The organism is Pseudomonadales bacterium, assembly GCA_013215025.1.
Classification (GTDB): Bacteria; Pseudomonadota; Gammaproteobacteria; order Pseudomonadales; family DT-91; genus DT-91.
In genome coordinates, this window is record JABSRR010000226.1 from 1 (window position 1) to 3410 (window position 3410).

Here is a 3410-nt window from a genome sequence, read left to right on the forward strand (position 1 = left end):
GGATGACTTTTCACCGATTACTTTACTCCGTTTATTGATCAGCCACAAAAAAGGCCACCCCAAAGGGCAGCCTTTTTTTATTTGGTGGAGTCGGGGGGATTTGAACCCCCGTCCGTCAGTTCGCCATTAACGGCTCTACATGCTTAGATCTATCAATTAATTTAAGTGTTAGCAGCCCGATAGGCAGGACGTTAACACCGAGTTTGGTAAAAGTTTAACAGCGCCACCCCAAACATGCTTTGCTGCGATCCAGTTCTAAGTGACAATCAGTAGCGCGGGGCTGGAACCTTATTACCGATCGTTAGCGGGCTTAAGCCGCTAAAGCGTAGTTATCGTCGTTTGCAACTATAACAATACAGCTTTGGATTTACGTGATTGGCTGTCATCACGGCATGCACCAGAAAACTTTGATACCCACGTCGAATCCTAATCGACCCCGTAGCTTGATCTTTTCTACTTTTCTACGTTAGCTTCGTTACCCTGCTTCGCTCGCGCAGTCACATACTTTTGTATGCGCCTTTGCTCACTCATTGGTCGCCTCGCAAAAAAACAGAAAATCTCTGCGCTAAGTTAGAAAATACGTAGCGCAACGTTCTGATGGCTTAATTATCGGCCTTTCTGCTGGTTCGGTCAATCGTAACTGACTATAAGCTCTCTGCTTATTAACACGAAAAGCTATAGCCAATACAGGCCGTTATCACTTAATGCTCACGCAGCGCGGTAGCGCGAGCGCGCAAAAAGGGTTTTAGCCAGTACGATAGAACAGTTTTGCGGCCGGTCAAAATATCGACACTGGCCTGCATACCAGGTATCAGCGGGCGATCGCCAAACTGCGTATCATTGGTTTTAATTAATACCTTATAAAAGGTAGAGCCATCTTCTTGCTGCAGCGCATCAGGGCTTATATGAATCAATTCGCCCGGTAAGCCGCCATAAATCACAAAATCAAAGGCGGTAAACTTCACCATTGCCTCAAGCCCTAGGCTCAAATAGGCAATATCTTGTGGCTTCACCGAAGCTTCGACCAGCAAATTATCATCCAGCGGCACAATATCTAATATCGCCTCACCCGGCTGCACCACGCCCTGCAAGGAGCGAATATAAATATCCTTAACAATGCCGTTGACCGGCGAGCGCATTTCGGTGCGCTTTAAGGCGTCGGCCACCGCCAGCTGATTTTTACTCAGACGCGCTAGCTCGGCTTCAACCTGATCCAGCTCTTGTTGCTGCTGAGCGCGAAAAGTGAGCGCAATGTCTAGCCGTTCTCGCACGGCTTGCTCGACCGCGGCCGACAGTTGCTGCTGAATGAGCAGCGAGGCATCAATTTGACCTTGCAGCTCAATTTGCTGACGCTCTAGCTGCAGTCGCTCAACCTCGGCAACCACGCCCTCATCCACCATTGCAGTTATCAGTGCGGTTTCTTCATCCAAAGACTGCTTACTGGCCGTGAGAGACGCCGAGTTGCTATTGGCTTCGGCAAGACGCTGTTGCTGCTGATAAATGTTTTCAGCCGCGGTAGACAGCTGATTATTGAGCTGGCGCATGGTGCCTAAATAGGCATCGCTAACCGCGCCGCTTTGCAGCATAGTCACCGTAATCACCTGCTGCCAGCGATCGGCCTCAGGCGTGAGCAATACGCTTTGCAATAAATCGCTCAGGGTTTGCTGGCGCTGTTTAAGCGTGGTCATCGACTGCTCGGTTTCTTCGAATGCCGAGTTGAATCGTGTGTTATCTAAGGATAATAGTAACTGCCCTGCTGTGACGGTCTCTCCCAGCTGCACATTAAAGCTGCTAATAATACCGCCCTCTAAAGACTGAATTTGCTGCACCGATTGCGACGGTACTACCTTACCCTCGGCCACAACCACTTGATCTAGCGTGGCCAGACTGGCCCAGATGATAATCGCTAAAAACAGCGCCGATAATAACCAGATAATTTTGCGCGCACGATAGGCCTGCTGCACATGCTGCAGCGCTAAAACATTACTCATCACGCCCTGCCTTAATATCAATCGACTGCCCAGGCTTTACCACCTTGCCGTCTTGATCTTTAATCGTCACCGTGGCGCGGCGGGCGGCTGTGTTGTTCACCACCTTATCCAGCAGCTTGCCCTGCTGCAGTGGATAGTGCACCGCACAGATCGACAATAACGCAGGGTCATGCGAGGCAATCACGATCGTTGCCTTGAGCTGCTGCAGCTGTTTTATCACATGCTGCTTCATGCGTTGATCCATAAAGCTGGTTGGCTCATCTAACACCAGCATAGTAGGTTGATTAATCAGCGTACGCGCCAATAGAATCGCCTGCCGTTGCCCGCCTGATAAGTTACGCCCTAGCTCGCCCACTTGGGTTTCTAAACCCTTCGGCAGCTGCTGAATAAAGGTCACTACACCTGAGGCATAAATAGCGTCACTAAGCTGCTCTTTGCTAACCTCGTTTAGACCCATGACAATATTATCGATAATGCTGCCAAAGTGCAGTAAGGGCATTTGTGGCATAAAGCCAATGCGCTTGCGCAGCCGTGCCACCGGCCACATGGCAGCATCAATTTGATCGTATTGCAGCTGCCCCTGCGCCACTTGATACTGTCTTGCCAATAGCGCCAGCAAGGTTGACTTACCGGAGCCCGCCGCGCCCACCAATGCCACTTTTTCACCGGCTTTAATGCTAAGGCTAATCCCGTCTAATACCTTTTGTTCTGTATCGGGGTATTGAAAGCATAGACCTTGAATCTGCACTCGCCCCTCAAACTCGCCGCTGAGCTGGGCTTTTTGATTGTCTTCCTGCGGCAGCGCCATGGTAGACTCTAAACTGGTAATGGCCGACTTGCACTGATGGTAGCGTAAGATCAACATGGTTAATTGGTTAATACTGTTTGCCGCACGACCGCTAATCATCACAATCGCAATAAGCCCACCCATGGATAAATTGCCGGCAAATATTTGATATACGCCAGCAATCACCAGCAGCACCGATGACAGCTGCTGCACGCTCATCAAAATATGGCTCATGCTGTTGGATAAAAATTTTGAGCGTACCTGCCACTCGGCCATATTATTAATAATGGCTTCCCACTGCCGCTGCGATTTAGCTTCGGCATTGTGGTGTTTGATTTGCTGCAGCAGATTTAGATTTTCTAACAGATGTGCTTGGCGCTGGGTAGCCAGCTTTGACGATTCGTCAATAGCTTCGCTGAGCTTACCCTTAATAAACCAAGAAGAGAGCAATAAAAACAGCATCAAGGCAATGGGGATCAGCACCATCCAGCCGCCCAGATAGCTAATTAAGGCTAAGAATATTAATGTGAACGGCAGGTCTACTGCCGAGACAATGGTGGCCGAGGTAAAAAACTCGCGTACGCTGTCAAACTCTTGCACCTGCTTTGAAAAAGATGCCGACGACTGCGGCC

Annotated in this window: 2 protein-coding genes and 1 other RNA gene; all 3 read right to left on the reverse strand. The window is 49.6% G+C overall.

Annotated elements, in window-relative coordinates; translation table 11 throughout:
- Positions 1-82: 82 nt before the first annotated feature.
- Positions 83-438: a transfer-messenger RNA gene (gene ssrA / locus HRU21_12145) on the reverse strand.
- 263 nt (positions 439-701) lie between these two features.
- The gene (locus HRU21_12150) at positions 702-1991 is read right to left on the reverse strand and encodes an HlyD family type I secretion periplasmic adaptor subunit (GenBank protein ID NRA43041.1); all 1290 of its coding nucleotides are present in this window, start codon (positions 1989-1991) and stop codon (positions 702-704) included.
- Positions 1984-3410 (reverse strand): ATP-binding cassette domain-containing protein (locus HRU21_12155; GenBank protein NRA43042.1); only part of this gene is annotated, 1427 nt, incomplete at its 5' end. The genes HRU21_12150 and HRU21_12155, both read right to left, overlap by 8 nt.